This window comes from Asaia bogorensis NBRC 16594, assembly GCF_001547995.1.
Taxonomy (GTDB): domain Bacteria; phylum Pseudomonadota; class Alphaproteobacteria; order Acetobacterales; family Acetobacteraceae; genus Asaia; species Asaia bogorensis.
Genome location: NZ_AP014690.1, coordinates 787,514 through 814,067, shown reverse-complemented (window position 1 = coordinate 814,067; position 26,554 = coordinate 787,514). Strand labels below are relative to the sequence as shown.

Sequence of the window (26,554 nt, the reverse complement as noted above, 5' to 3'; positions counted from 1 at the left end):
GCGCTGCGCCTTTGTGCGGCGCGCAAGAACGATGCCCGTGGTCATGCCAGGCGCTCCTTGAGACCCTCGAGCCCTGCGCGCGTCAGCACGAGAACATCGTGGTTCAGAATGTCATAGACGTTGGCGCCGATCGTGGGCAGCACGTCGATCTTGGGCAGGTTGCGCACAGCGCGACCGAAAGCCACATCAACGGCACCGTCGACGATCAGGGCGGAGGACCAGCCGAGAGCAGCCAGCTTTGCAGCGGCTTCACGGGTCTTGGTCACACCAGCGGCCTGGTCGATGACGATCAGCTTGCCAGCGGCAGCCTTCTGCGACAGCGCAGAAATCAGGCCGAGGCGACGCACCTTCTTAGGCAGGCCATAGCCGTGGTCGCGAACGACCGGACCATGAACGACGCCACCAGTGCGGAACTGCGGTGCGCGCAGCGAGCCCTGACGTGCCGAGCCTGTGCCCTTCTGGCGGTACGGCTTCTTGGTCGTGCCAGAAATCTCGCCCATGCCCTTGGTGCGGTGCGTACCGGCGCGGCGCTTGGCCAGCTGCCAGTGGACAACACGTGCCATGATGTCCGCGCGCGGGGTCGCACCGAACAGTTCCTCTGGCAGGGTCACCGTTCCGGCGCTGCCATTATCGAGGGTTTTGATATCGTATTCCATCGCCCTCAGTCCTTAACCGGCGGCCGCCGCAGTCGCTGCCGGGTACGGCGCATCTGCATGGCGGGCCTTCTTGATCGCATCGCGGATCATCACCAGGCCATTCTTGGCACCCGGAATCGAACCACGAACCATGATCAGGTTGCGTTCGGCGTCGACGGCTGCCACTTCGAGATTAAGCGTCGTGATGCGCTCGTCACCCATGTGACCGGCCATTTTCTTGCCCTTGAAGACCTTGCCCGGATCCTGGCGCTGACCCGTCGAACCATGCGAACGATGGCTGATGGACACGCCGTGGGAGGCTTCAAGACCAGCGAAGTTCCAGCGCTTCATGACGCCGGCGAAGCCTTTGCCCTTGCTGGTGCCGGTGACGTCGACCTTCTGGCCAACGACGAAATGGGCCGCAGAGAGCTTCGTGCCAGCCTCAAGCACGGCATCTTCTGCCACGCGAAACTCGACAAGAGTCTTCTTCGGCTCCACCTTGGTGCGAGCATAATGGCCACGCATCGGCTTGGTGACGTTCTTCACCTTTGCCTTGCTCATGCCGATCTGCACTGCCGTGTAGCCATCACGCTCCTGCGTGCGGGCGTCCACAACCTCGACCTCGTCGAGATGCAGCACTGTGACCGGCACATGTGTGCCATCTTCCTTGAATAGCCGGGTCATACCCAGCTTTTTTGCGATCAATCCGGTACGCATCGTCTGGACCTTAAAGTTTGATCTCGACATCAACGCCAGCGGCGAGGTCGAGCTTCATGAGGGCGTCCACGGTCTGCGGTGTCGGCTCAACAATGTCGAGCAGGCGGCGATGAGTCCGAATTTCGAACTGCTCGCGGCTTTTCTTGTCCACATGTGGGGAACGGTTCACGGTGAACCGCTCGATATGCGTCGGTAGCGGGATAGGACCCCGAACCCGCGCACCCGTACGCTTCGCCGTGTTTACGATTTCCTTCGTGCTGTTGTCGAGCACGCGGTGATCGTACGCCTTTAGGCGAATGCGGATGTTCTGGTTGTCCATCTTACCAATAATCCAACTCGTTGGGGTTCGGGTCTTACCCTGCTCCCTCCTGGTCCCTTCTAAAGCCGACCCCGGCCGGATTACTCCGACCGGGGCCAGCCAAATCAGGGCCCGTGCTTACAATCAGGCGCTGATCGAGGAGACCACGCCTGCACCGACGGTGCGGCCGCCTTCACGGATAGCGAAGCGGAGACCTTCGTCCATGGCGATCGGAGCAATCAGCTCGACATCCATGGCAACGTTATCGCCCGGCATGACCATTTCCGTGCCTTCCGGCAGCTGAACGACGCCCGTGACGTCGGTCGTGCGGAAATAGAACTGCGGACGGTAGTTTGTAAAGAACGGAGTGTGACGTCCGCCTTCTTCCTTCGTGAGGATGTAAGCCTCAGCCTTGAACTTCTTGTGCGGGGTGATTGAACCCGGCTTTGCAAGAACCTGACCGCGTTCAACGTCTTCACGCTTCGTGCCACGAACCAGCGCACCGATGTTGTCACCGGCTTCACCGCGATCGAGCAGCTTGCGGAACATCTCGACGCCCGTAACGGTCGTCTTGACGGTGTCCTTGAGGCCGACGATTTCGACTTCGTCACCCACGTTCACCACGCCACGCTCGACGCGACCCGTGACAACCGTACCACGACCCGAGATCGAGAACACGTCTTCGATCGGCATCAGGAACGGACGGTCAACCGGACGCTCCGGCTGCGGGATGTAGGTGTCAACGGCTTCCATCAGCTCAAGCACGCGGTCTTCACCGATTGCTGCGTCGCCGTCTTCAAGCGTCACCAGAGCCGAACCCTTGACGATGGGGATATCGTCGCCGGGGAACTGGTAGGACGACAGAAGCTCACGGACTTCCATTTCGACGAGCTCGAGGAGCTCGGCGTCGTCAACCTGGTCAACCTTGTTCAGGAACACGACCAGCGCCGGAACGCCAACCTGGCGAGCAAGCAGGATGTGCTCACGCGTCTGGGGCATCGGGCCGTCAGCAGCGGACACAACCAGGATCGCGCCGTCCATCTGGGCGGCACCCGTGATCATGTTCTTGACGTAGTCAGCATGGCCCGGGCAGTCGACGTGGGCGTAGTGACGGTTCTTGGTCTCGTACTCAACGTGAGCGGTGGAGATCGTGATGCCGCGAGCGCGCTCTTCAGGAGCAGCGTCGATCTGGTCATACGCACGGAAGGTCGCGCCGCCGGACTTGGCGAGCGTCTTCGTGATTGCAGCCGTCAGTGAGGTCTTGCCATGGTCAACGTGACCGATGGTGCCGATGTTGCAGTGCGGCTTCGTCCGCTCAAATTTAGCCTTAGCCATCATTCTCTCCATAACCCACCGCCGAAGGTGCGGCGGGGAAGATTGCTAATTCGTACCAGGCACCCCTGAAGGAGGCACCCGGGAAAATCGGTTAGCCTTTTAAGCTTACCAACGATAGTGGCTGAATGCTTTATTTGCTTCAGCCATGCGATGCGTGTCTTCGCGCTTCTTGACGGCGGAGCCGCGATTGTTGATCGCGTCCATCAGCTCGTTGGAAAGGCGTTCCTGCATCGTGTTCTCACCGCGCTTGCGCGAGGCGTCGATCAGCCAGCGGATGGCGAGGGCCTGACGGCGCTCGGCACGGACTTCGACGGGGACCTGATAGGTTGCACCGCCGACGCGGCGGGAACGAACCTCTACGGCCGGCTTCACGTTGTCCAGAGCCGCATGGAACATGGCGACCGGATCGGCCGTGGCACCGCCACGACGACGCACGGACTCAAGCGCACCGTAAACGATACCCTCGGCTGTGGACTTCTTACCATCGTACATCAGGGCGTTCATAAAACGCGTGATGACGACATCTCCGAATTTCGGATCGGGAAGGATCTCACGCTTTACAGCGCGATGACGGCGACTCATGCCTGAATTTCCTCTTACTTCGGACGCTTCGCGCCATACAGCGAACGGCGCTGACGACGCTTGGCGATGCCCTGCGTGTCAAGCACGCCGCGCAGGATGTGATAACGCACACCCGGCAAATCTTTTACACGGCCGCCGCGGATCAGCACGACGCTGTGTTCCTGCAGGTTATGGCCTTCACCCGGAATGTAGCTAACGACCTCATACCCGTTGGTCAGGCGCACCTTTGCCACCTTACGCAGGGCCGAGTTCGGCTTTTTCGGGGTAACCGTATAGACGCGCGTGCAAACGCCGCGCTTCTGGGGGCAACCCTGGAGGGCCGGCACTTTATTCCGCTTGGCGGCAGGCTCACGGCCCTTGGCGATCAACTGGTTGATGGTCGGCATACGCCCTTCCCGATCCTTGCTCACTGCTAGACCGAGCGACGCCCGATCTGCTTGCTTCCAACAAAATTCAGCGCGCGGCAGAATGCCGCCCGCTTTTGACTCTTTCACTACCGGCCTGAGCCTCACCCGAAGGCGGCGGCACCGTTAGCGTTTGATGCTGTCTATCAACGGCTCAGACGCCTTAGGAGACGGGGGTAGCCGAGGGCGCGGACCCTATGACCGTTTCGGATGAAAGTCAAGCATACTCTAGCGTTCTGCCCGATTCTCGTTCGATTCCCGTCTCGAATCGCCGGATACGAAATCGGGCGGGTATTACCCCGCCCGATCTCAAACGTAAACTAGTTTTTCCAAGGCTGAAGCGGGGTCTTACTCCGCTGCGTCGTCCGTTACCTCGGGAGTTGCCCGGCTGACACGCTGACGATCCTGAGAGGCCGCCATGGCGCGCAGCTTGTTCATCACGCTGCCCGTACCTGCCGGGATCAGACGCCCGACAATCACGTTCTCCTTTAGGCCGTTCAGTGTATCGACCTTGCCGGCTGTTGCCGCTTCGGTCAGCACACGTGTCGTCTCCTGGAAGGAGGCCGCAGAGATGAACGACTGCGTCTGCAACGAGGCCTTCGTGATGCCCTGCAGGATGGGCATGCCGCGTGCAGGCTCCTCACCCATCTTGACGCGCTTCTCGTTCTCGACCTCGAACTCGATGCGGTCCACCGTCTCGCCAATCAGATACGTCGTATCGCCCGGCTCAAGGATTTCCACCTTCTGCAGCATCTGACGAACAATGACTTCGATATGCTTGTCATTGATCTTCACGCCCTGCAGTCGATAGACGTCCTGGATCTCGTTGACGAGATAATCGGACAGCGCCTCGACACCCATGACCTTGAGAATGTCATGCGGCACGCGCGGACCGTCGACCAGCGGATCGCCCTTCTGCACGAAGTCGCCTTCCTGCACCGACACATGCTTGCCCTTGGGAATGAGGTAGTTGGTCTCTTCCCCGGTCTCGTCGTTCTTCACGATGATGCAGCGCTTGGACTTATAGTCCTTGCCGATCTCGATCCGGCCTTCGGTTTCCGCGATGATCGCGTGATCCTTCGGGCGACGGGCTTCGAACAGTTCGGCCACGCGCGGCAGACCACCCGTAATGTCACGGGTCTTCGAACCTTCACGCGGGATACGGGCCAGCACGTCACCGGCGTGGACCGTGGCGCCATTCTCGATCGACAGCAGCGAGTCGGGCGACAGGAAGTACCGTGCCTCGTTGCCGTTCGCGAGTCGGACCACATTGCCCGCCGCATCCTTGAGCTGCAGGCGCGGACGCAGGTCCACACCCTTGCTGCCCTGCTTGTAGTCAACGACCACTTTGGAGGTCAGGCCCGTCACTTCGTCCATACGCTCGACGAGCGTGATGGAGTCGATCAGGTCGAGATATTCGACCGTACCGGCCTGCTCGGTGATGATCGGCAGGGTGTAGGGGTCCCACTCGGCCATTTTCAGGCCGCGCGTTACTTCCTGGCCCTCATTGACCATCAGGCGGGCACCGTAAGGCACGCGGTAGCGTGCACGCTCGACACCTTTCTCGTCCGTCAGCAGGATTTCGCAGTTACGCGACATCACGATGGTGACGTTCTGGCTGTTCTGGACCACGTTGCGGTTGCGGATGGTCACCTTGCCGTCACGCGACGCCTCGACCATCGACTGCTCTGCACCACGCGTAGCCGCACCACCGATATGGAAGGTACGCATGGTCAGCTGCGTGCCGGGCTCACCGATGGACTGTGCAGCGATAACGCCCACGGCCTCACCGATATTGACCGGCGTACCGCGTGCAAGGTCACGGCCATAGCAGTGACCACACACGCCAACGCGACTGTCACAGGTCAGCACCGAACGGATCAGCACGCTTTCGACGCCTGCCTTCTCGATGATCTCTGCCTCGGCTTCCTCGATCAGCGTGTTGCGCGGGAAGAGAACCGCACCGCTCACCGGATCCGTCACGTCAGCCGTGAGGGTACGACCCAGGATACGCTCGGAAAGCGAGGAGATCACCTCACCGCTATCCATGACCGCACGGATCGTCAGGCCACGCTCGGTGCCGCAATCGTTCTCGACGATGATGCAATCCTGCGCCACGTCGACGAGACGACGCGTGAGGTAACCCGAGTTCGCCGTCTTCAGCGCCGTATCCGCAAGACCCTTACGGGCACCGTGGGTGGAGGTGAAGTAATCGAGAACCGAGAGGCCTTCCTTGAAGTTCGCGATGATCGGCTGCTCGATGATCTCGCCCGAAGGCTTGGCCATCAGGCCACGCATACCGGCAAGCTGCTTCATCTGGGCTGGCGACCCACGCGCACCGGAGTGGCTCATCATCCAGACCGAGTTCGTCGGCTTGCCGATAACCTGGCGGGAAATTTCCTTCATCATCGCTGCCTGGACTTCGTCCGTGCAACGCGACCAGGCATCGACCACCTTGTTATAGCGCTCGCCTGCCGTGATCAGACCGTCCTGATACTGCTGCTCGAATTCCTTGATCTCGGCCTGCGTACGCTCAACCAGCTCTTGCTTCTCGACCGGGATGATCATGTCATCCTTGCCGAAGGAGATACCGGCGCGCGCGGCGTGGCGGAAACCGAGGCCCATGAGACGGTCACAGAAAATGACCGCTTCCTTCTGGCCGCAGTGACGGTACACAGCGTCAATCACATCCGACACGTTCTTCTTGGTCAGCTGCTTGTTGACCAGCGAGAACGGGATGGCTGCATTGCGCGGCAGGATCTGCGCGATCAGCGCACGGCCCGGCGTGGTCAGCATGGTCTGACGAACGGGCTTGCCGTCGGCATCCAGCGTATCCATGCGCAGACGGATCTTGTCGTGCAGCTTGAGCGTGCCCTCGTTCATGGCGAGCTCGATCTCGGCCACCGATGCATAGGCAGACGGACCAGCCTTAACGAGACGCCCTTGTGCATCATACTCGGCCTGATCCGGCGTCGTGTGATACTCGGGAACCTCGAGGCTCAGATAGTACAGGCCAAGCACGATATCCTGCGACGGCACGATGATCGGCTTGCCGTTTGCAGGGCTGAGGATGTTGTTTGTCGACATCATCAGCACGCGGGCTTCAAGCTGGGCTTCGAGCGACAGCGGCACGTGAACAGCCATCTGGTCGCCGTCGAAGTCGGCATTGAACGCAGTACAGACCAGCGGGTGCAGCTGGATCGCCTTGCCTTCAATCAGCACGGGCTCGAAAGCCTGGATGCCAAGACGGTGAAGGGTCGGTGCGCGGTTCAGCATCACGGGATGCTCGCGGATGACCTCTTCAAGGATGTCCCAGACTTCCGGACGCTCCTTCTCCACCATGCGCTTTGCAGCCTTGATGGTGGTGGCGTGACCGTATTTTTCGAGCTTGCTATAGATGAAGGGCTTGAACAGCTCGAGCGCCATCTTCTTCGGCAGGCCGCACTGGTGCAGCTTCAGCTCGGGTCCGACCACGATGACCGAACGGCCCGAATAGTCGACGCGCTTGCCGAGGAGGTTCTGACGGAAGCGGCCCTGCTTGCCTTTCAGCATGTCGGAAAGCGACTTCAGCGGACGCTTGTTGGCACCCGTGATGGCGCGGCCACGACGGCCGTTATCGAACAGTGCGTCAACAGCTTCCTGAAGCATGCGCTTTTCGTTGCGGACGATGATGTCCGGAGCACGCAGCTCGATCAGGCGCTTTAGTCGGTTGTTACGGTTGATCACGCGGCGATAGAGATCGTTCAGATCGGACGTCGCGAAACGACCGCCGTCCAGCGGCACAAGCGGGCGCAGCTCGGGCGGAATGACCGGGACGAGGTCGAGAATCATCCATTCCGGGCGTGAACCGCTCTCGGCGAAGGCTTCGAACAGCTTCAGGCGCTTGACGAGCTTCTTGCGCTTGGCTTCCGACGTGGCTTCACGCAGGTCTTCACGCAGCAGATCGCCGTCAGACTTGTCCTGATCGCGACCGTCACGGTCGATCAGGCCCGGACGATCGGTTTCAGTGGAAAGCAGACGGGCCTTCCACAGGATCTTCTTGACCGCTTCGGCGCCGATACCGACTTCTAGGCCTTCATCAGCATAGTCGTCCATCGCGTCGAAATACTGGTCTTCCGACAGCAGCGAATAGCGCTTGAACGGGCTCGTGCCGGATTCGAGAACGATATAGCTCTCGAAATACAGAACCTTTTCGAGGTCCTTCAGCGTGATGTCGATCATCGTCGCAATGCGGCTCGGCAGCGACTTCAGGAACCAGATATGCGCAACCGGCGATGCCAGTTCGATATGGCCCATGCGCTCGCGGCGAACCTTGGCGAGCGTGACTTCCACACCGCACTTTTCGCACACGATGCCGCGGAACTTCATGCGCTTGTACTTGCCGCACAGGCACTCATAGTCCTTGATCGGGCCAAAGATACGCGCACAGAACAGGCCGTCGCGCTCGGGCTTGAACGTACGGTAGTTGATGGTCTCCGGCTTCTTGATCTCGCCGTAAGACCAGGAGCGGATCTGCTCGGATGAAGCGAGCTGGATTTTGATCTGGTCGAAAGACTGGGTCTGGCCCGTCTGACCAAGGATCTTCATGAGTTCGTTCATGCGCCGAAATCCCATTTCACGGAGCGGGCCGGAAGACCGGCCGCGCCCGCGTTAGCAACAAACACAGAGGAGGCAGAGACAAAGCGCATCAGATTGCGCTCTGCTCCAGATCGACATTCAGGCCGAGCGACTTCAGTTCCTTGATCAGAACGTTGAAGCTCTCGGGGATACCGGCTTCGAAATCGTCCTGCTCACGCACAATGGCCTCATAGACCTTCGTACGGCCGGAAACGTCATCGGACTTGACCGTGAGCATTTCCTGCAGGGTGTAGGCGGCACCGTAAGCTTCAAGAGCCCAGACTTCCATTTCACCGAAGCGCTGGCCACCGAACTGCGCCTTACCACCCAGCGGCTGCTGCGTGACGAGCGAGTACGGACCGATCGAACGGGCATGGATCTTGTCGTCAACAAGGTGATGCAGCTTCAGCATGTAGATGTAGCCGACCGTGGTGCGACGCTCGAAAGCCTCACCCGTACGGCCGTCGATCAGCTGCGACTGGCCCGACTTGTCCACACCGGCCTTCACCAGCATGTCCTCGATATCCGGGATCGACGCACCGTCGAACACCGGCGTCGCGATCGGCACGCCCTTGCGGAGGTTACCGGTCAGCTCGAGGAGCTGCTCGTTCGGCAGGGTCGCGATATCGCTTTCGAACACGGCATCGCCATAGACGTCGCGCAGGCTCTCAAGCAGTTCGAGCTTGCGCTCACCCGTGCGCTGGTAATCATCGGCAATCTTGCCGATGTTCTGGCCGATATTGGCACAGGCCCAGCCCAGATGGGTCTCGAGAATTTGACCGACATTCATGCGCGACGGCACGCCCAGCGGGTTCAGAACGAGATCGACAGGCGTACCATCTTCAAGGAACGGCATGTCTTCAACCGGCACGACGCGCGAGACGACACCCTTGTTACCGTGACGACCGGCCATCTTGTCACCCGGCTGCAGCTTGCGCTTCACAGCCACGAAGACCTTGACCATCTTCATCACGCCCGGCGGCAGCTCGTCACCGCGCTGCAGCTTCTCGACCTTGCTGTCGAAACGGGCCTGAATCTTGCCAACGGCAGCGTCGTATTCGCGGCGCAGCGTTTCCAGCTCGGACATCACGCTGTCATCGCTGACCGTGATGTTACGCCAGGCGCCACGCGGATGCTCGTCCAGAACCTCGTCGGTGATGACGGTACCTGCACGGATACCCTTGAAGCCGGCAGCCGCCGTCTGGTTGAGCAGACGCTCACGCAGACGGGCGACGAAGCTGCGCTCCTGGATGGCGCGCTCGTCGTCACGATCCTTGGTCAGACGCTCGATCTCGGCGCGTTCGATCGCCATGGCGCGCTCGTCCTTGTCCACGCCACGACGTGAGAAGACGCGCACGTCAACAATCGTACCGCTCGTGCCCGGGGGCAGCTTGAGCGAGGTGTCACGAACGTCAGAAGCCTTTTCACCGAAGATGGCGCGCAGAAGCTTCTCTTCCGGCGTCATCGGGCTCTCGCCCTTCGGTGTGACCTTGCCGATCAGGATGTCGCCCGGGTTCACCTCGGCGCCGACATAGACGATACCGGCTTCGTCGAGGTTGCGCAGCGCTTCCTCACCGACATTCGGAATGTCGCGGGTGATTTCTTCCTGACCCAGCTTGGTGTCACGGGCCATGACTTCAAATTCCTCGATATGGATCGAGGTGAACACGTCATCACGGGCGATACGCTCGGAGATGAGGATCGAGTCTTCGAAGTTGTAGCCGTTCCAGGGCATGAACGCGACGAGCACGTTGCGGCCCAGAGCCAGTTCACCCAGTTCGGTGGACGGACCGTCAGCAATGATGTCACCGGCATGAACCGTGTCACCCACGCGCACCAGCGGACGCTGGTTGATGCAGGTGGACTGGTTCGACCGCATGTACTTGCGCAGACGATAGATATCGACGCCCTGCGTCGACCCTGCTTCGTCGGTAGCACGCACAACGATACGTGCACCGTCGATCTGGTCGATCACACCATTACGCTTGGCAACGATGGTCGCACCCGAGTCATGGGCCACAGCGGCTTCCATGCCCGTACCGACCAGCGGCGCATCGGCGCGCACCAGCGGCACGGCCTGACGCTGCATGTTCGAGCCCATCAATGCGCGGTTGGCGTCATCGTTCTCAAGGAACGGAATGAGCGCGGCGGCGACCGAAACAAGCTGCTTGGGCGACACGTCACAGGCCGTGACCTGCTCGGGCGGCACAAGGCGGAAGTCACCCGAACGACGGACAGAAACGAGTTCGTCGGTCAGACGGCCCGTGCTCTTGTCCTGAGCCGCGTCGGCCTGGGCAACGATCAGCTTGTCCTCTTCCATGGCGGAGAGGTACTTCCAGCCGGCCTGCAGCACACCGTCCTGAACAAGGCGGTACGGTGTTTCGATGAAGCCGTATTTGTTTACCTTCGCATAGGTCGAGAGCGAGTTGATCAGACCGATATTCGGTCCTTCAGGCGTCTCAATCGGGCAGATACGGCCGTAATGCGTCGGATGAACGTCGCGGACTTCGAAGCCTGCGCGCTCACGGGTCAGGCCGCCCGGGCCAAGCGCCGAAAGACGACGCTTATGCGTAACCTCAGAGAGCGGGTTGGTCTGGTCCATGAACTGGCTGAGCTGCGACGAGCCAAAGAACTCACGCACGGCAGCGGCAGCAGGCTTCGCGTTGATCAGGTCATGCGGCATGACCGTATCGACATCGACCGAACCCATACGTTCGCGAATGGCGCGCTCCATGCGGAGCAGACCGACGCGGTACTGGTTTTCCATCAGCTCGCCAACGGAGCGGACGCGACGGTTACCGAGATTGTCGATATCGTCGATCTGGCCGCGGCCATCCTTGAGCTCGCACATGATCTTGACGGTGCGCAGGATGTCTTCCTTGCGCAGCACGCGCATTGTGTCCGGCGCATCGACTTCAAGACGCATGTTCATCTTGACGCGACCCACGGCCGAGAGGTCGTAGCGGTCGGCATCGAAGAACAGGCCCTGGAACATGGCTTCTGCCGTTTCCGGGGTCGGCGGCTCACCGGGGCGCATGATGCGATAGATATCGATCAGCGCTTCGTCGCGGCGGTTGTTCTTGTCCACGGCCAGCGTGTTGCGAATCCAGGGGCCATGCGACGAGTCGACGGCAAGCATCGGCAGCTCGGTCACGCCCGATTCCTCGAGCGCTTCGAGGCGCGCTTCGGTCAGCTCTTCGCCGGCCTCAGCGTAGATCTCACCGGTGTTCTCGTTGACGAGATCCTGCGCGATGAAGCGGCCCAGCAGATCAGCGCGGCCAACGAGCACGTCCTTGGTCGTTTCCGCAATCTTGCGGCACATGCGCGCGGTCAGCTTGGCGTCGGCCTCGGCCACCACTTCGCCGGTATCGGCATCATAGAGCGGCTCGAGCAGCTTCATGCCGCGGAAGGCCTCGGGGTCGAACGGACGCGCCCAGCCCTTCGGCATGCGCGTGAACGGCACCGTGCCGTAGAAATAGGCCAGGATTTCGTCCTGATCCATGCCACGGATGCCAAGCGCCTCGACATCACCACCCTCGGCAGCCTTGGCAGCGCGGGCAGCGATGGAGTGCTCGCCCTCAAGGGCATAGAGCAGGGTCGTGACCGGCAGCTTGCGCTTGCGGTCGATACGCACATAGATCAGGTCCTTGGCGTCGAATTCGAAATCGAGCCATGAACCACGGTACGGAATGACGCGGGCAGCGAAGAGATACTTGCCGGAAGAATGTGTCTTGCCCTTGTCGTGATCGAAGAACACGCCGGGGCTGCGATGCATCTGGCTGACAATGACGCGCTCGGTGCCATTGATGATGAACGTGCCGTTATCGGTCATGAGCGGCATGTCGCCCATGTAAACCGGCTGCTCCTTAATGTCGCGGATCGAGCGTGAGCCCGTATCCTCATCCACATCCCAGACGATCAGACGCAGAATGACCTTCAGCGGCGCGGCAAAGGTCAGCCCGCGCTGGATGCATTCCTCGACATCATATTTCGGCTCCTCGAGTTCATAGGAAACGAACTCGAGACGGCCACGTCCCGCAAAATCGTTGATCGGGAAAACCGACCGGAACACTTCCTGAAGACCCGTCTGCTGACGGCTGTCAGGCGCCACGTTCATCTGAAGGAACGTCTCATAGCTTGCGCGCTGCACGTCAATCAGGTTGGGCATCGGCGCCACTTCGGGGATCCGCCCGAAGCTCTTGCGAATCCGCTTGCGTCCTGTGAACGATTTGGTGATTGCGTTCATCTATCCCTGCCCTCTCGCACCAGACCTTCGGGTCGTCCACATGGCAGGAAGCCTGTCATGGCGGGCGACCGGAACGACCGGTACCGTGAATTCACATTGTTGTTGCGTGACAACCGGCCCTTATACAGGGTTTGTCCGCAACGGCAAATCGGGCGGAAACCCGAAAGGATTTCCGCCCTGACCTGTCTCAATCCACAACCGGCCCCGCCCGAAAGCAAAGCGCGGTTCGTGGGCTTGATTACTTGACTTCGACCTTGGCGCCGTTGTCTTCGAGCAGCTTCTTGATCTTGGCTGCCTCGTCCTTGGAAACGCCTTCCTTGACGGTCTTCGGTGCGCCTTCGACCAGGTCCTTGGCTTCCTTCAGACCCAGGCCCGTGATGCCACGGATTTCCTTGATCACGTTGATCTTCTTGTCGCCGGCTTCGGCGAGGATCACGGTGAACTCGGTCTGCTCTTCAGCAGGAGCAGCGGCAGCAGCCGGGCCAGCAGCAGCAACGGCAACCGGAGCAGCAGCGGAAACGCCCCACTTCTCTTCGAGCAGCTTCGAGAGTTCAGCAGCTTCGAGAACGGTCAGAGCGGACAGTTCGTCAACGATTTTGTTCAGATCGGCCATGATGATGGTCCTATATGGTAACTGGTTTTCGATTCACAACCCGCGCTCCTGAAGAGGAGCGGTGCTGCGTAAGACAATTCAGGCGGCTTCGCCGGTCTTGGCATAGGCGCCGAAAACGCGAGCAAGCTGGCCGGCCGGAGCCTGGACAACGCCTGCGATACGCGTAGCGGGGGTAGAAATCATACCCACCAGCTGCGCACGCAGTTCGTCCAGCGACGGCAGTGCGGCAAGAGCCTTGACACCATTCGCATCAAGCGTCTGGCTACCAAGGGCGCCACCGAGCACCACAAGCTTCTCATTCGTCTTGGCGAACTCGACGATCGCCTTCGCGACTGCAACCGGATCCTCAGACCACGCAAGCGCGGTCGGGCCCTTCAGCAGCGGAAGAATCCCGTCGAATTGGGTCCCATGCAGAGCGAGGCTGGCCAGCCGGTTTTTCGCAACCTTGTACGTCGCACCCGCCGCACGAACGCGTCGACGCAGCTCCGTCACATCAGCTACCGTGAGACCTTTGTTTTCGGTCACGACAACCATGGACGTGCTGTTGAACACGTTGGCGAGGAATTCGACGAAGGCCCGTTTTTCCTGACGGTCCAAATCCATTCTCCTCGTCAGTCCGGAAACCTTGGCTTCCAGACCGGGTTACCCATGGCACTTCCCCGCAATCGGAAAAGTACCGCTCGCCTGTCCATTCAATCGGAACCCAGCATTCCGGCAGGTTGCCCTACCCTTGTCTGCTGGCGCCCCGTCTCCCGCTCGCGGATCTCTCTCAAGATCCCTTAGACTGCTCCTTGGAACAGTACGCCCGGTCTCGGACAGGTTCGGAAGCGGGGGAATTTCCCCCACCCCTGCGCCACCGCACGGCCGGGCCGCGCGGTGTCATCTCTCAAATCAGGCCGTGAACGACGCCACGTCGACGCGTACGCCCGGACCCATCGTGGAAGACAGGGCTGCCTTCTTCAGATAGGTACCCTTGGCGCCAGTCGGACGAGCCTTCTGGACGGCATCGACCAGAGCCTTGATGTTCTCAACCAGCTTGTCTTCACCGAAGGAAGCCTTGCCGATACCGGCATGAATGATACCGGCCTTCTCGGCGCGGTACTCGACCTGGCCGGACTTGGCTGCCTGAACGGCACCCTTCACGTCCATGGTCACCGTGCCCAGACGGGGGTTCGGCATCAGGCCACGCGGGCCGAGGATCTTACCCAGACGACCGACCAGTGCCATCATGTCCGGGGTCGCAATGCAGCGATCGAACTCGATTTCACCGTTCTGGATCTTCTCGGCCAGATCTTCTGCACCAACGACTTCCGCACCGGCTGCCGTGGCTTCTTCAGCCTTCGGGCCGCGGGCGAACACGCCAACGCGCAGGGTCTTGCCCGTGCCGTTCGGCAGCGAGATCAGACCACGGACCATCTGGTCAGCGTGGCGAGGATCGATGCCGAGGTTCAGCGAGATTTCGATGGTCTCGTCGAACTTGGCCTTAGCGTTACCCTTAACCAGGGCAACAGCTGCGGACAGGTCGTACTGCTTGTCGGTGTCAACCGTCGCGCGGGCGGCGTTCAGCCTCTTGTTCTTGGCCATAGGATCAGCCCTCCACCACGTTCAGACCCATCGACTTGGCCGAACCGGCCAGCATGCGCACTGCGCCGTCGATGTCATTCGCGTTCATATCCTTGAACTTCTCTGCAGCGATCTCGCGCAGCTGCGCGGTCGTGACAGAACCAACAGCGGCAGCCTTGCCGACTGTCTGGCTGCCCTTGGAGACCTTGGCGGCCTTGAGCAGGAAGTAGGTGTTCGGCGGGGTCTTGGTGACGAAGCTGAACGTACGATCCGCATAGGCCGTGATAACGACCGGGATCGGCATGCCAGGCTCGAGAGTCTGCGTCTTGGCGTTGAACTCCTTGCAGAACTGCATGATGTTCAGGCCGCGCTGACCCAGGGCCGGACCGACTGGCGGCGACGGATTCGCCTTGCCTGCCGGGATCTGCAACTTGATGTAGCCAACGACTTTTTTGGCCATATCCGGGACTCCTTGATGGTTTGCCCGAACCGCGGTTCCAGTGAGGCGTTTGCGATCTCGCGACCGCTCATGCCTCTCCCGCGTTCCGAATGGGAGCGGCCCCTTAACGCCCTGCGGTTGGGGCTGTCAAGTCTTTCGTCATCGCGCGGTGCCTGTTGCCGACAGGGGAGTGACCGCCGGAACGGCGGGCGTCGCACCGGTCAGGTTCACATCGCTGGCGCTGTTGCGCGTATCCACATCGCCTGCGGGTCGCGGGTGATGCAGCCCGTCATATTGCAGCACACCGAACGGATCGATGGACTTGACCGAAGGCAGGGCCGAACGATCCCAACCACCGCCAAGCGCCTTGATGAGGCGGACACTGGCCTGAAGCTGGATCGTCTGGGCCTGAACCGCATCAATACGCGCCACAAGGGCTGCCTGCTGCGCCACAACCACGTCGAGGTAATTGGTCAGCCCACCCGTGTAGAGCGCCATGGTCATGCGCTGCGTCCGCAACGCCGCGTCCACCGCCGCATATTGCTGCTTCTGCTGGTCAGCAAAGGCGCTTGTCTGCGAGAGGCCGTCTTCCACATCCTGAAAAGCGGACAGCACGGTAGAGCGATAATGATCGGCACTCTCGCGATACTGGGCCCAGGCACGCTGCAAGGCCGCACGACGCAAGCCTCCGGTAAACAACGGCTCCACGGCCTGCACGCCGTAACTCCACATCGAGTTACCAAGACTTGCGAGGTCGAAACCGTTATTCATGAAGCCACCATTCAGGCTGAAGGTGACATCTGGGTAGAACGCAGCCCGCGCAACGCCAATGGCGCGGCTGTTCGCCGCCAGATTGCGCTCGGCGGAGGCAATGTCAGGGCGGCGCTCCAGAAGCTGCGAGGGTAAACCGCTCGGGATACGCAGGATGGAATAAGGCAGAACCTGCTTGTTGGTCGGGGCGATCTGGAAGCTGCCCGGAACGGTGTTCACCATCACCGCTATGGCGTGCTCCAACACCTGACGCTGAGCACGCACATGGCTCTGCGAGGCCATCGTGGCGTAAAGCTGATTCTCGGCTCGGGAGACGTCGAGCCCCGCCGCAATTGCTCCTGCCTGACGAAGCTGGGTGATCTTTACCGCAGTCTGGTAATAACGAATCGAATCGGCATACACGGCATACTGGGCATCCAGCCCGCGCAATCCGAGATAGTTCGAAGCCAGCTCCGCCTCGAGCATCAGGCGCAAATTCGCGTAGTCGGCCGCGCTGGCCTGCGCCATATTCTTCTGCATACGTGTGGAATTGCGGATGCGACTGAAGAAGTCAGGCTCCCATGTCGCGGCACCGCTATAGAACACGCTCGACTCGGTTGTCGGCGAATTGGCATTGGCCCCGCGCCACAGACGGGTGAGCGACGTCTTGTTGTTCGACATCCCCGCTGAGCCATTGAGCTGTGGCGCCAGTTGCGCCTCTGTCTCCCGCGCAATGTCGCGTGACTGCGTGAACACCTCCGCCTGAGCCTGCAGGTCAGGATTGGAGGCCAGCATCTTTTCCTCAAGGGCGTTCAGCTGGGGGTCATGAAAGACCTCCCACCATTTGCCCTTGGGCACGTCGTCTGCCGGCTTGGCGTCCACCAGAACGCCCTTCCCTTTCCATCCATCGGGATAGATGAATTTCGGGGCTTGGTAGTGCGGCGCAAGATCGCAGCCGGAAAGCAGGGCGAGGCTGAAAACCGCGCTAGCAGCACTGCCACGCAAGGCGCGGCGCCTGGATCCTGCCCTCATCGACGCGCCCCGTTCTCGTTGGTGCCACCATCGTCATCTTCCGGAACCGGCTGATGCGGCGCAGGAGCCACATTCTTGCGCGGTGCGGCTGTCGCATCGTTATAGCCGCGCGTAGCAGGCACCACCTTCACCTCGTCACCTTCGAGCATATCTGCCGTGGGATTGGCCACGATCTGGTCCTTGGCCGCAATGCCGCCAAGGATCTGGATCGTCATGCCATAGTTGATGCCCGTTTTCACGTCGATCAGATGAATACGGTTATCGACCACCGTGGCGAGCTGTGTGCCTTGGGCGCGAAAAATCAGCGCATTGACCGGCACGATCAGGACACCGGGCTCGCCGGGAGCGGTGAAATGGGCGGTAGCGTAGGAATCCGGCCAGAGCGACCCATCCTTGTTGTCCAGCTCGAGCTCGGTCGTGACCGTTCTCGTTGAGGCATTGAATGCCTGCGCGGTGGCCAGAAAGCTTGCATTGTAAACGCGACCGGGGAATTGCGGCAGGGTGAGCTTGGCCGCGAGCTTGTCGGAAATCACAGCCGCATAATCCTGCGGCACCGACACGAAAACACGCATGCGATGCGTATCCGCCACCGTGAAAAGCTCGGACGCACTCCCGCGGGAGTTCAGATCACCGCCGCCTGCATTTACGTAGTCGCCCACATTCACCAGACGCGACGTCACGATACCGTCGAACGGTGCCACGATGCGCTTGAAGTTTTCCAGAGCTTCAAAGCGCTCGACCTCATGCTGTGCTTGATCGACCTGCGCCTTCTGTGCCGCAGCGTTGGCAGCCTGCACATCCACTTCCTGACGCGACACGGCCTGTGTGTCACGCAGATCCGCCCAGCGCTTGGCGGTAATCACGGCCAGCTTGTAACGGGCCAAAACCACGTTGTAATTCGCCTTGGCGGCCTCGTACTGGGCATCAAGGCTCGGCGTGCTGATCTCGGCCAGCAGGTCGCCCGATTTCACATGCGCGCCGTAGTCCTTGTACCACATCTTCACGTAGCCCGAGACCTGCGCATAGATCGGTGCCTGATACCAGGCGGCCAGATTGGCTGGCAGATCGAGATGCCGCTCGGCCGGGCCGGCCTGCGGGTTGATCAGGCTCACACGCGCTCGGGCATTGTCGTCTGCCTCCTCGCGCAGGGTGCCGTAATGCATCGAACGCTCGACGATTCCCCAGACGGCCAGAAGAACGGCAACACCCAGAACGATGAGAATGATCAGGCGGCCCCGCTTGCGGTTCGGCTCGGCACCTTGTTGTGGGTGCTGGGTCATGCGTGGGCTCCCTCATCTCCGCGTTCACGCGGCTTTCTGTAATGGACAATGGCAAAAACACAGGGGACGAACAGGAGTGTCGCCGCCGTCGCCACCAGCAGGCCACCGATCACGGCTTTGCCGATCGGGGCATTGTCGGAATTGCTTATGGACATCGGCACCATGCCGATAATCATGGCCAGCGCTGTCATCAGCACGGGGCGGATACGCTCATAACCTGCTTCAAGCGCCGCCTTGAGCGCATCACCATGGATCTCCATCCGCTCACGCGCGAAAGAGATGACAAGAATGGCGTTGGCCGTGGCTGTACCCATGCACATGATGGCGCCCGTCAAGGCGGGTACCGAAAGCGAGGTATGGGTCAGGAACAGGCTCCAAGCGATACCACCTAGCGCTCCGGGAAGCGCTGTGATGATCACGAACGGATCCAGCCAGGACTGGAAGTTCACAACGATGATCAGATAGACGAGCGTGATCGACATCGCGAGGCCGACGATCAGCTGCGAATACGCATCCGTCATCGTCACCGCCTGACCACGAACCACCAGATGCGAGCCGCGCGGCAGCTCCGAACGCATCGAGTCCGCAACGCGCTGTACGGATTTGGCCACAGTACCAAGATCGATATTTTCGTTGGCTGCGTAGATATCGAACACCGGCATGATGTTGTAGTGCGCAACCTCTGCCGGGGTCCCCGTCTGCTCGATCTCGGACAGGGCGCCCAGAAGCTGGGGCTGGGCATTGGTCGGGTTACCGTCACCACGGTCAATCGGCACGGTCTTGAGATCATTGAGCGTCTGCAGATAATTCGCAGGCGTCTGCACGTCGATCAGCTGGGCGACGCCTGAACTGTTCAGGAAGTACACCTGCCCGACCTGCGCCGAGCCCGAGAGCACGACGAGCGCGTTCTGGGCGATATCCTGCTCGGTAATACCGGTGCCCAGAGCAAAGCTCCGCTTCGCGTTGATACTGAGCGTAGGCTGCGTCATAGGCTGCTGGATCGAGACATCGGTGATGCCCGGGATCGTGGCCAGCTTGCGGCGGAGCTTTTTAGCAAAGGCGAAATTGCCATAAAGGTCACGGCCCACAACCTGCACGTCCAGCGGGGCTGGCAAGCCAAAATTCAGGATCTTGGCCGTGAGGTCGGCAGGCTGGAACGTGATCTGTGTGCCGGGGAAGGCCTCGATCAGGCCCGCGCGAATCTTGCGACGGTACTCGGCGGTCGGGCTCTCGTCATTCTTGAGCGAGACAGTGATATCGCAGTCTTCGGTCCCTACGGTGGGGGTCGGGATAAAGGCCTGGTTCAGCTGCGAGAACGGCAGGCCGCAATTGTTCAGTACGGCGTCGATCTGCCCGGGCAGGATCTCGTGCATCTTCTTCTCGATCAGCACGGAAATCTTGCCGGATTCCTCCAGACGCGTCCCGATGGGGGCACGCATATGGAGTTGCAACGTGCCGGACTTGATTTCAGGGAAGAAATCCTCACCCACGAAGTAGTAGAGCCCCGTAGACAGGATCGACACGCCCATGAAGAACGGGACGAACTTCACACGCTCCTCGATCAGACCGGCCAGCACGATCTTGTAGCGCTCGCGGAAACGAAAGAACCCGCTCTCGAAGCCGCGCTGGAAGCGGCCGAAAAATCCCGGCTCCCTGCCGTCATCACCATGCTCATGCGCGGCGACCTGCGCGGCCAGCATCCAGTTGGCCATGGTCGGCACCAGCGTTCGCGACAGGATGAACGAGGCGATCATGGCGAAGATGATGGCCTCGGCCATCGGCATGAACAGCCAGCCCGCAACGCCTGTCAGTTCGAAAAGCGGGAGCCACACAATGCAAATACAGGTTGTCGAGACGAAAGTCGGGACCACGATCTGATTGGCTGCATCGATGATGGCCATTTCCAGATCCTTGCCCATCTCGAGATGGGCATCGATATTCTCGATCATGACGGTCGCATCATCGACGAGAATACCCACCGCCAATGCAAGACCGCCAAGCGTCATCACATTGATGGACTGACCCGCAAGACTCAGCCCGATGACCGAGCAGAGAATGGCGAGAGGGATGGAGGTCGCGACAATCAGGGTGGAACGCCATGACCCGAGGAAGAGCAGCACTGCAAGAGAAGTCAGAAGCGCGGCGATGATCATCTCACGCACCACGTCCTCGACCGAATCCTTCACGAAGCCGGAGGCGTCGGTCAGGATCTTGATGCTCGTTCCCTTGGGCAGCGTATCGATAACCTGAGGCAGCAGCTTTTTCACGCCTGCCACCACATCGAGTGTCGAGGCATCGCCGCTTTTCATGATGACCATCATGACGGCCTGACGGCCCTTGACCAGCACCATATTGGCCTGTGGCGGGCCACCGCGATGCACGTAAGCCACATCACGCAGATAGACAACTGAATTGCCAACCTGCTTCAGCGGCAGGTTGTTGAAGGTCTCCACCTCGCGGGGCTGCGCATTGGTCCGCACCATGTAGTCGAACGGCCCGATACGCTGATCGCCCGCCGGCAGCACGATGTTCTGCTTGTTCAGCGCCGTACTGACATCCACCGCGGACAGGTTATGCGCCATCAGCTTGGAGGGATCGATATCGACGGTGATGTAGGGCGCCAGACCACCATAGGGGTTGGGTATCGATACGCCGGGTACGGAAACGAGCTGCGGCCGGATCAGGTTGGATGCCATGTTGTACAATTCGGAGCCATTGAGCTTGTCCGAATTGATCTGCAACGTCAGCACCGGCACCGAAGAGGCGTTATAGGCCAGAATCAGCGGTGGCGTCGCCCCGGTGGGCAATTGCTTGATAACCGTCTGCGAGACCGAGGTGATCTGGGTCTGCGCCACCGAGGTATCGGTACCGGGCTGGAAATAGACCTTGACGATACCACGGCCGTAATAGGAGCCACTCTCGATGTGCTCGATATTATTGACCGTCGTGGTCAGGGTTCGCTCATAGTAATAGACGACACGCCCTGACATGTCCTCGGGCATCAGACCCAGATAGGACCAGACGATCGCCACAACCGGAATATTGATGTTCGGGAAAACGTCTGTCGGCGTCTTGAGAACCGAACGGACACCGAAAATGACGATGAAAATCGAGAGGACAACGAAGGTGTAGGGCCGCTTGAGCGCGGTAATGACAACCTGATTCATGCAGTCGACCCATCACGCAGTATGGAAACCGCCCCTCGCCTGCACTGATTGCCCGGCGTGAGGAGTCCCCATCCGTTTCCCGATATCATCAAGGACATTCCTTTTCCTGTTACAGCCAGAAATACAAATACGTCGGATGCCGACAAGGAAAATTCCTTTTAAGTTCCGTTCTGGAACGACCTTTCACCTGACTGTCACATAGCGCGGCCAGTCGTCGCCCCTTATGCCCCCGTGCCTGCAGCGCCCCTCGACACAGCGCGGGCGACGCCATGAAAAAGAAGCCCTGCCATCCCGAAAACGCCTATGTCACAGGGTTTTTCTCGACCGGTATCAGACAGGCATCGATATCAACCGACCGCTTCAGGCGGCTCGGAGACCGGAAACACCATTTCAAAGGCACAGCCCGGACGATCGGCTATTCCATCACCATCCGCAATTGCCAGATCAACCCCATGCAACCTCAATATGGCCATGACGAGGCTCAGTCCGAGGCCACTGCCCGGAACATGGCGACTCTTGTCCGAACGGTAAAAACGCCCAAGAACCGCCTCTCGTTCCGCAGCCGGAATACCAATGCCGGTATCGGCTACGCGCAGCTGGATAATGCCCGGCCCAGGCACGGCCGAAATCGTGACACGCCCGCCCGAGGGTGTAAACTTCATCGCATTGTCGAGCAGGTTGGCCAGCACCTCCACCAACAGATCACGATCACCGAATGTGATCATCGGATCAGGCACGCGCTCGCCCGGCCGGGTCGATGCAGCAGATGGCGGAACCGGCATGACCGCATTGGTCAGCACGAGGCCATTGGTCTCGGCAATCGGCTCGTAAAGATCGACGATGTCCGCCACCAGATCGGCGAGATTGACGTACCCGAACCCGGCACGACGCCGGCCATTCTCGATCTCGCCAATTCGCAGCAGCGCCGTGATGACCGAAAAGCACTGATCGAGATCCATTGTCGCGCGCTCGATCACCGAATTCAGATAATCGGCATCGTGCGGGCTCGATGTGGCGCGCTCCAGCCGGGCGCGCACGCGTGTAAGAGGCGTGCGTAGATCATGGGCGATGTCGTTGCCGACATCGCGTATCTCATCCATCAGGTATTCGAGGCGGTCGAGCATCCTGTTGACCGAACCGGCCAGACGTTCAAGCTCGTCCCTCTCGCGCGCTGCGGGCAGACGCTCATGCACATCGCCCTGCATGATGCGATCAATGGCCTCGTGCATGGTCTTGACGCGGGCCAGCGCCCGATGGCTGAGCACGACACCTGTCAGCAGTGCAAACATGACGACCGGGAAGACCGACAGCAGGGCGCCACGACGTATCATGTAGTGAAGTTCGGACAACAGGTGCAGCGAATGGGCCAGCACCAATATGCGCCCGCCCGGCACCTTCACCGCCAGAAAACGCATCTCGTAGGGCGCGTCATCTGTGGGTGAGAGCGTCAGGCGGTGAACCTTGCCATCAACCTCCAGCCCCTCGGGCCAGGCTTTGAGATCGCCGGCAATATGGTGATAGTGACCATCGAACAATCCGGCCCAGTTGATCACCACGCGCAGTTCGTTGCTTGCTCGCTCGCGTACCTGATATTCCAGACGCTCAGGCGTTTCCTGCACCAGTACATCGGCCTCCCGATGCAGAATACCGCTCGATCGCTCGGCCTCGAAATGCGTCATCTGCACGAAAAGCAGAACGAATTGCAGCACCATGCCGCCAATGATGGCGGCCACAAATGCCAGCGTCAGACGGAAAGTCGCGGTACGGAAAACGCCGAAGCGCGGATTGTCAGAGAGCGACACGCAGCATGAACCCCGATCCCCTGATGCTGTGGATCAGCGGCGTTTCACCGGCGGCATCGACCTTGCGACGCAGCTTGCCGATATGCACGTCAACCAGATTGGTCTGGGGAATGAACCGGTAGTTCCAGACATCCTCGAGCAGCATGGTGCGGGTGAGCACCTGGTTCGGCCGGCGCATCAGATATTCGAGCAAGCGGAACTCACGCGGCAGCAATTCGATCTCCCGCCCCTCGCGGGTCACGGTGCGGTCGATCAGGTCCATGTCGAGCGGCCCGACGCGCAGCATTGTCGCGCGCGTGTCATTGGGTCGCCTCAGCAGGGCCTCGATGCGCGCTACCAATTCATCCATGGCGAAAGGCTTGGTGAGATAATCATCGCCACCGGCCTTGAGACCGGTCACACGATCATCCACGGCAGAGAGTGCCGACAGAACAAGCACGGGCGCGTGGATGTTCTGGTTGCGAAGCTTCTCGATAACTGAAAGCCCATCGAGCAGGGGCAACATGCGATCAAGAACCATCAGATCATAAGCGTCGCTCGTGGCTGCCTCGAGCCCGGCCTGACCGGTGGAAACGTGCGAGACAGCAAAGCCGCGCGCGGCCAGTTCCTCGACAACTTCTTTTGCAAGCGTGTCATCATCCTCAACAAACAGGATGCGTGTTTTTGCAGACAGCTCTGGCGAAGCAGAAGAGAGACTATGATCCGGTTTCATGATGTCATTTCTGCCTAATCCCGCCCCGCTTCGATAGTAAAATTCAGCTTAAAGCTCATCCAGTGTTTCAAGGTCGTCACCCGGCCCCTGCCCGTCAAGCCCACGAAGCTTGCGCCCCAGGACACGGGTGCGCCGCCTCGCCTCATCGATCGTATTGCTCATGGCACCTGCGCCACGGGAGAGTTTTTCAAGCACGCCGTCCATCCGCAGCATTTCCTGCCGGGTGAGCCCTAGAAGGCGTGCGATGGCGTCCGTACGTTCCTCCAGCGCCAATGTCACATATCCGAGATGGACTGTACGCAGCAGGGCGGGAATGAGGGAAGGCCCCATGATAATGACGCGGTGCACACGCCCAACCTCATCGATCAGCCCCGGTATGCGCGCAACCTCCATGTAGAGCCCATCCGTCGGCAGGTAGAGCACGGCAAACTCGACGGTAAGCGGTGGATGAATATACTTCTCGGCAATCTTGCGGGCCTCGAGACGCACCGCGTTGTCGAGCGCGCGCCGCGCGATACGCTCTGCTGCCTGATCGGCGCGATCCACCGCATCGATCAGACGCTCATAGGCTTCGGTGGGAAATTTGCTGTCGATAGCAAGACGCGGCGGCGTGGCGCTGCGCACCGGCATGCGCAGGGCAAACTCCACAACCTCACCACCATCGCCAATCCGGTAGTTACTGTCGTAGGATTCTGCGGGCAGAATATCGTCCAGTATCGCGCGCAGCTGGGCTTCACCCCAACCGCCACGCGTCTTGACGTTGCCAAACAGCCTTTTCAGATCGCCAATTTGGGCTGTCACGGCGGAGACTTCGCCGATGGCCTTCTGCATGGCTGAAAACTGCTCGACTACACGCTGGAACGAGGTCTGCATCTGTTTTTCAACAGTGACGTGCAGCTGCTCACTCACAGAGGCCCGGATCTGGGCAAGCTGCTCAGCATTTTCAAGCATCATGTCGCGCAGCATCTGCGCCTGAGCCAGCCGTGTCTCGGCAAGCTCCTGACCGAGGCGATGACTTAACCCGGCCAGACGATCGCTCATATCGCTACGCTGCTGTTCGAGACGCGAGGACAAAACCCGCTCGGTCTCAATCAGGGCACTACGATGGAACTCACTCTCGCTGCCGCGCTCGGCAGCGTCACGCTCAAGCAGCACGTAGATGCGTGAGAGAAGGTCCCTGTCAGTGCCACGGCGCGAGAGCCGTGACCACAGAAACACCGAGATAGCCAGGGCGATGACAGCCACCAGCCAGGGGAAAAAACTAAAGAAATCCTGCGACAAATCCGGCTCCGCTTTACCTCCCCTGTATAGGAACAAAATAGGAATAGCGGAAGCTGTTTCGCTGCAAGCCTTTCTACCTCAGCCCGCGGCGGCCAGATTGATCACAGCAGGGACAGAGCCCCCCTGATGCAGATAATCAGCAGGGAGGCCCTTCAGGCAGAATCAGTGGATATTGCCGTAGGAGGCGGCACCAATACCCGGGCAGGAACATGGGTTACCCAGCGGCACCTGTGTCGGCATCTTGCAGGTATAGATACCTGCCTTGCAGGTATAGCCGTATCCAACGACCTGCGTACCCGGCGGCGTGGGGCCAGGTGCCGCCGTTCCCTCACAGGCGGCAAGCATGAGCAATCCAGCAAGGCCGCCGAGAACACGGGCAGAACGTCTGAAGTTTGTCGGGTTCGTCATGGTTTACACCTTTCTTGTTTGCTCCCGGCTCTGAAAGTAGCCGGTTTTCTCGTTGGCCAGAACGACGCAGAAACAAGGCAGTTTTCAGGCGGATTTGTCACGATATTGCGCCACCAGCGCCTCGCAGAATGCCGGGAGATCGTCGGGATTACGCGATGTGACCAGATCGGCATCGACCACAACCTCGCGATCAACCCAGTTTGCCCCGGCATTGAGCAGATCCGTCTGGAGTGACGGCCACGATGTCAGGGTGCGGCCTTTGACGCCACCCGCCTCGATCAGGGTCCATGCACCGTGGCAGATGCTCGCGATTGGCTTTCCCTGAGCAACGAACCCGCGCAGGAACGCAATTGCGGCCTCGTTGATACGCAGCGCGTCGGGATTCGTTGTCCCGCCGGGGAGAAGGATGCCAGCGAACTCCATATCGGCAGCCTCGCCGATGGTCGCGCCAACCTCGATGGTCGAGGCCGGGTGCACGTCGCCCTTCATGGACTGGATCGTGCCTTTCTCCGGGGCGACGACCAGCGTCCTGAAGCCATTTGCCTCAAGAGCCTGGCGTGGCTGGACAAGCTCACATTCCTCAACGCCATGTGTGGCGAGGATGGCAATGCACGAATTCATGAGATGATCTCCTGATACGACGCGCCCACAGCCCGGCATTGAGCCCTGTCAG

The 26,554-nt window shown here is 60.2% G+C and carries 20 protein-coding genes; all 20 read right to left on the bottom strand.

Going from position 1 to position 26,554, the window contains the following annotated elements; genetic code table 11:
- Positions 1-41 precede the first annotated feature (41 nt).
- The gene (gene rplD / locus Asbog_RS03615) at positions 42-656 is read right to left on the bottom strand and encodes a 50S ribosomal protein L4 (RefSeq protein WP_062164120.1); all 615 of its coding nucleotides are present in this window, start codon (positions 654-656) and stop codon (positions 42-44) included.
- 12 nt (positions 657-668) lie between these two features.
- Entirely contained in the window at positions 669-1,352 is a 684-nt protein-coding gene (rplC, locus tag Asbog_RS03610; RefSeq protein ID WP_023979004.1) for a 50S ribosomal protein L3, read from the bottom strand.
- Between the two features lie 10 nt (positions 1,353-1,362).
- Positions 1,363-1,671 (bottom strand): 30S ribosomal protein S10, encoded by a 309-nt coding sequence (rpsJ, locus tag Asbog_RS03605; RefSeq protein WP_007282720.1) that lies wholly within the window; start codon positions 1,669-1,671, stop codon positions 1,363-1,365.
- A gap of 123 nt (positions 1,672-1,794) precedes the next feature.
- The gene (tuf, locus tag Asbog_RS03600) at positions 1,795-2,985 is read right to left on the bottom strand and encodes an elongation factor Tu (RefSeq protein ID WP_023979005.1); all 1,191 of its coding nucleotides are present in this window, start codon (positions 2,983-2,985) and stop codon (positions 1,795-1,797) included.
- Between the two features lie 105 nt (positions 2,986-3,090).
- Positions 3,091-3,567, bottom strand: coding sequence for a 30S ribosomal protein S7 (gene rpsG, locus Asbog_RS03595; protein ID WP_023979006.1), 477 nt, complete (start codon positions 3,565-3,567; stop codon positions 3,091-3,093).
- 14 nt (positions 3,568-3,581) lie between these two features.
- Positions 3,582-3,953 (bottom strand): 30S ribosomal protein S12, encoded by a 372-nt coding sequence (rpsL, locus tag Asbog_RS03590; protein ID WP_023979007.1) that lies wholly within the window; start codon positions 3,951-3,953, stop codon positions 3,582-3,584.
- 366 nt (positions 3,954-4,319) lie between these two features.
- On the bottom strand, positions 4,320-8,570 hold the full coding sequence (rpoC, locus tag Asbog_RS03585) for a DNA-directed RNA polymerase subunit beta' (protein WP_023979008.1): 4,251 nt from the start codon (positions 8,568-8,570) through the stop codon (positions 4,320-4,322).
- A gap of 88 nt (positions 8,571-8,658) precedes the next feature.
- A complete protein-coding gene (gene rpoB, locus Asbog_RS03580; protein ID WP_023979010.1) occupies positions 8,659-12,834 on the bottom strand; it encodes a DNA-directed RNA polymerase subunit beta in 4,176 nt (1,391 codons plus the stop codon).
- 238 nt (positions 12,835-13,072) lie between these two features.
- On the bottom strand, positions 13,073-13,447 hold the full coding sequence (gene rplL, locus Asbog_RS03575; protein WP_023979011.1) for a 50S ribosomal protein L7/L12: 375 nt from the start codon (positions 13,445-13,447) through the stop codon (positions 13,073-13,075).
- Between the two features lie 78 nt (positions 13,448-13,525).
- On the bottom strand, positions 13,526-14,044 hold the full coding sequence (gene rplJ / locus Asbog_RS03570; protein ID WP_062165691.1) for a 50S ribosomal protein L10: 519 nt from the start codon (positions 14,042-14,044) through the stop codon (positions 13,526-13,528).
- 294 nt (positions 14,045-14,338) lie between these two features.
- On the bottom strand, positions 14,339-15,031 hold the full coding sequence (rplA, locus tag Asbog_RS03565) for a 50S ribosomal protein L1 (protein ID WP_023979013.1): 693 nt from the start codon (positions 15,029-15,031) through the stop codon (positions 14,339-14,341).
- Between the two features lie 4 nt (positions 15,032-15,035).
- Positions 15,036-15,470, bottom strand: coding sequence for a 50S ribosomal protein L11 (rplK, locus tag Asbog_RS03560; RefSeq protein WP_023979014.1), 435 nt, complete (start codon positions 15,468-15,470; stop codon positions 15,036-15,038).
- 138 nt (positions 15,471-15,608) lie between these two features.
- On the bottom strand, positions 15,609-17,231 hold the full coding sequence (locus Asbog_RS03555; RefSeq protein WP_062164119.1) for an efflux transporter outer membrane subunit: 1,623 nt from the start codon (positions 17,229-17,231) through the stop codon (positions 15,609-15,611).
- Positions 17,228-18,511 (bottom strand): efflux RND transporter periplasmic adaptor subunit, encoded by a 1,284-nt coding sequence (locus tag Asbog_RS03550; RefSeq protein ID WP_062164118.1) that lies wholly within the window; start codon positions 18,509-18,511, stop codon positions 17,228-17,230. Before Asbog_RS03550 ends, Asbog_RS03555 begins: the two co-directional genes overlap by 4 nt.
- Positions 18,508-21,678 carry an efflux RND transporter permease subunit gene (locus tag Asbog_RS03545; protein ID WP_023979017.1) on the bottom strand — a complete coding sequence of 1,057 codons (3,171 nt, stop codon included), beginning with the start codon at positions 21,676-21,678 and terminating at the stop codon, positions 18,508-18,510. The genes Asbog_RS03550 and Asbog_RS03545 overlap by 4 nt, the downstream gene beginning before the upstream one ends.
- 347 nt (positions 21,679-22,025) lie before the next feature.
- Positions 22,026-23,480: a sensor histidine kinase gene (locus Asbog_RS03540; RefSeq protein ID WP_062164117.1), complete on the bottom strand. Its 1,455-nt coding sequence runs from the start codon at positions 23,478-23,480 to the stop codon at positions 22,026-22,028.
- Positions 23,467-24,192: a response regulator transcription factor gene (locus Asbog_RS03535; protein ID WP_062164116.1), complete on the bottom strand. Its 726-nt coding sequence runs from the start codon at positions 24,190-24,192 to the stop codon at positions 23,467-23,469. Before Asbog_RS03535 ends, Asbog_RS03540 begins: the two co-directional genes overlap by 14 nt.
- A 48-nt stretch (positions 24,193-24,240) precedes the next feature.
- Positions 24,241-25,473, bottom strand: a complete 1,233-nt coding sequence (locus Asbog_RS03530) for a DNA recombination protein RmuC (protein WP_062164115.1) — start codon at positions 25,471-25,473, stop codon at positions 24,241-24,243.
- 162 nt (positions 25,474-25,635) lie between these two features.
- A complete protein-coding gene (locus Asbog_RS03525; RefSeq protein ID WP_062164114.1) occupies positions 25,636-25,881 on the bottom strand; it encodes a hypothetical protein in 246 nt (81 codons plus the stop codon).
- Positions 25,882-25,965: 84 nt separating this feature from the next.
- Positions 25,966-26,502: a type 1 glutamine amidotransferase domain-containing protein gene (locus tag Asbog_RS03520; protein ID WP_062164113.1), complete on the bottom strand. Its 537-nt coding sequence runs from the start codon at positions 26,500-26,502 to the stop codon at positions 25,966-25,968.
- Positions 26,503-26,554: the final 52 nt, after the last annotated feature.

Coding starts and splice junctions, on each gene's coding strand:
- rplD (WP_062164120.1), bottom strand. CDS start 656: ATGGAATACGATATCAAAACCCTCGATAATGGCAGCGCCGGAACGGTG.
- rplC (WP_023979004.1), bottom strand. CDS start 1,352: ATGCGTACCGGATTGATCGCAAAAAAGCTGGGTATGACCCGGCTATTC.
- rpsJ (WP_007282720.1), bottom strand. CDS start 1,671: ATGGACAACCAGAACATCCGCATTCGCCTAAAGGCGTACGATCACCGC.
- tuf (WP_023979005.1), bottom strand. CDS start 2,985: ATGGCTAAGGCTAAATTTGAGCGGACGAAGCCGCACTGCAACATCGGC.
- rpsG (WP_023979006.1), bottom strand. CDS start 3,567: ATGAGTCGCCGTCATCGCGCTGTAAAGCGTGAGATCCTTCCCGATCCG.
- rpsL (WP_023979007.1), bottom strand. CDS start 3,953: ATGCCGACCATCAACCAGTTGATCGCCAAGGGCCGTGAGCCTGCCGCC.
- rpoC (WP_023979008.1), bottom strand. CDS start 8,570: ATGAACGAACTCATGAAGATCCTTGGTCAGACGGGCCAGACCCAGTCT.
- rpoB (WP_023979010.1), bottom strand. CDS start 12,834: ATGAACGCAATCACCAAATCGTTCACAGGACGCAAGCGGATTCGCAAG.
- rplL (WP_023979011.1), bottom strand. CDS start 13,447: ATGGCCGATCTGAACAAAATCGTTGACGAACTGTCCGCTCTGACCGTT.
- rplA (WP_023979013.1), bottom strand. CDS start 15,031: ATGGCCAAGAACAAGAGGCTGAACGCCGCCCGCGCGACGGTTGACACC.
- rplK (WP_023979014.1), bottom strand. CDS start 15,470: ATGGCCAAAAAAGTCGTTGGCTACATCAAGTTGCAGATCCCGGCAGGC.
- Asbog_RS03555 (WP_062164119.1), bottom strand. CDS start 17,231: ATGAGGGCAGGATCCAGGCGCCGCGCCTTGCGTGGCAGTGCTGCTAGC.
- Asbog_RS03550 (WP_062164118.1), bottom strand. CDS start 18,511: ATGACCCAGCACCCACAACAAGGTGCCGAGCCGAACCGCAAGCGGGGC.
- Asbog_RS03545 (WP_023979017.1), bottom strand. CDS start 21,678: ATGAATCAGGTTGTCATTACCGCGCTCAAGCGGCCCTACACCTTCGTT.
- Asbog_RS03535 (WP_062164116.1), bottom strand. CDS start 24,192: ATGAAACCGGATCATAGTCTCTCTTCTGCTTCGCCAGAGCTGTCTGCA.
- Asbog_RS03525 (WP_062164114.1), bottom strand. CDS start 25,881: ATGACGAACCCGACAAACTTCAGACGTTCTGCCCGTGTTCTCGGCGGC.
- Asbog_RS03520 (WP_062164113.1), bottom strand. CDS start 26,502: ATGAATTCGTGCATTGCCATCCTCGCCACACATGGCGTTGAGGAATGT.